The organism is Flavobacterium sp. PL02, from assembly GCF_035013205.1.
Lineage (GTDB): Bacteria > Bacteroidota > Bacteroidia > Flavobacteriales > Flavobacteriaceae > Flavobacterium.
Map to the genome: position 1 here is coordinate 1 of NZ_JAYGJP010000020.1, position 2,071 is coordinate 2,071.

General features: G+C 43.0%; 3 protein-coding genes. All 3 read left to right on the plus strand.

Features of this window, described 5'->3' with window-relative positions; all coding sequences use genetic code 11:
• Positions 1 to 506: gliding motility-associated C-terminal domain-containing protein (locus SHI72_RS23550; RefSeq protein ID WP_323491590.1), on the plus strand; the 506-nt coding region annotated here is incomplete at its 5' end.
• A 64-nt stretch (positions 507 to 570) separates the two neighbouring features.
• Positions 571 to 1,476, plus strand: coding sequence for a type IX secretion system membrane protein PorP/SprF (locus SHI72_RS23555; RefSeq protein WP_039118362.1), 906 nt, complete (start codon positions 571 to 573; stop codon positions 1,474 to 1,476).
• A gap of 11 nt (positions 1,477 to 1,487) precedes the next feature.
• A partial coding sequence (locus SHI72_RS23560) for a tetratricopeptide repeat protein (protein ID WP_416348486.1) occupies positions 1,488 to 2,071 on the plus strand: 584 nt, incomplete at its 3' end.

The window sequence follows — 2,071 nt, forward strand, 5'->3', positions numbered from 1 at the left end:
CAATCACATTAGGCGTAAATGAAACCGATGAACACACTTTTATAGGCGTATATGTAATCAAACAATCCGACATCAATGCAGGAAAAATAAGCAACCAGGCCACCGCATTTGGAACCAGTGCCAACGGAATCACAGTAGAAGACAAATCCGATTACACCAGCAATGTAGACGACAACCCAACGGTATCCCCAATAGAAGGCTGCGTAATAAAAGTCTTCAATGCCATCTCACCAAACGGAGATTCAATGAACGAGAGATTCTATATCCAGGGACTAGAATGCTATCCAGAGAATACCGTAGAGATATACAACCGATGGGGAGTTTTAGTATTCGAACGCGAACACTACAACAACGAAGAGCGCGCCTTTAGAGGAATGTCCGAAGGACGCACCACCGTAAAACAATCCGATGGACTGCCAGTAGGAACATACTACTACGTACTAAAATACAAAGACAGCGAGTCCAATGCCCATCAGGAAGCAGGATATTTATACATCAATAAATAAAAGTAAAAAACAAATAGAAACGGCTTAGCCCTAAAAAGCTAAGCCATTCTTAAAAGAAAAATAAATGAGAAAATTAGTAATCGTTTTTATGTTTTTTTCCGCAGTAAGCCATGCACAACAAGATGCCCAGTTTACACAATACATGTACAATACCATCAATATAAACCCAGCCTATGCCGGTTCCAGAGGAGCCATGAGCATCTTTGGACTATACCGTACCCAATGGGTAGGACTCGATGGAGCACCCGAAACCAGTAGCTTCTCCCTAAACACCCCGTTAAACAATAGCAACCTGGGACTCGGAGTATCCCTGGTAAACGATAAAATAGGACCAACAAATGAAAACACATTTTCGGCCGATTTATCCTATACCGTACCCACATCCGAAACCTTCAAGCTATCCTTCGGGATCAAAGCCACCGCAAATTTGTTCAACCTGGACATAGGTAAACTAAACCCAGAACAACAAGGCGACCCACAATTTCAAGACCTAAACAGCAAATTCACCCCCAACATAGGAGCAGGAGTATACTGGCATTCCGATAAAGCCTACATCGGATTATCCGTACCCAACTTTATCGAAACCAACAGATACAACGATAACGACATTGCTATCTTCAAAGACAAAATCAACTACTACCTAATAGCCGGATACGTATTCGATCTAGACCCCTATATCAAATTCAAACCAGCCGTACTGACCAAAATGGTCGAAGGTTCCCCACTACAAGTCGACCTGTCAGCCAACTTCATGTTCAATGACAAATTTGTAGCCGGAGTCGCCTACAGATGGAGTGCAGCCCTAAGCGCCATGGTAGGATTCCAGGTAAGCGACGGATTATATCTAGGCTACGCCTACGACCGCGAAACCACCCGCCTCAACAACTACAACTCAGGTTCCCACGAGATATTCCTGCGATTCGAATTCTTTAATAATTACAGCCGAATAACCTCACCAAGATTCTTCTAAAACCATCAAAGATGAAAAAAAACTATATAGCCATCACCTTCACCCTCCTTTTAGTACTGATAACACTAAACGGAAGAGCACAAAGCGCAAGCCAGCACAAAGCCGATAAAGACTATAACCAATACGCCTATATCGATGCCATTGCCACCTACGAAAAAGTAGCCGAAAAAGGATACAAAGACCAGGAAATGTTCCAAAGACTAGGTAACGCCTACTACTTTAATGGCGAACTAACCAAAGCCGCCAAATGGTATCAGGCCCTTTTTGAAATGAACCCAGAACAAGAACCCGAGTACTACTACCGCTACGCACAAACCCTAAAAGCCACAGGAGATTATGCCAAAGCAGATAAAACCCTCGAGAGCTTCAACAAAAAAAAGACAGCCGATAAAAGAGGAGAACTATTCGAAAACAATAAAAACTACCTCGAGCAAATAAAAGCCAACTCAGGGCGATACGAAATAGCCGACGCAAAAATCAACTCCACCCAAACCGATTACGGAAGCGCCTATTACGACAACAAACTCGTATTTGCATCCGCCAGAGATACCGGAGGCATAGCCAAAAAAACATTCAAATGGACCAATAAATCCTT

Excerpts from the sequence above, each read along its gene's own strand:
- SHI72_RS23555 (WP_039118362.1), top strand. The coding sequence starts at position 571 with ATGAGAAAATTAGTAATCGTTTTTATGTTTTTTTCCGCAGTAAGCCAT.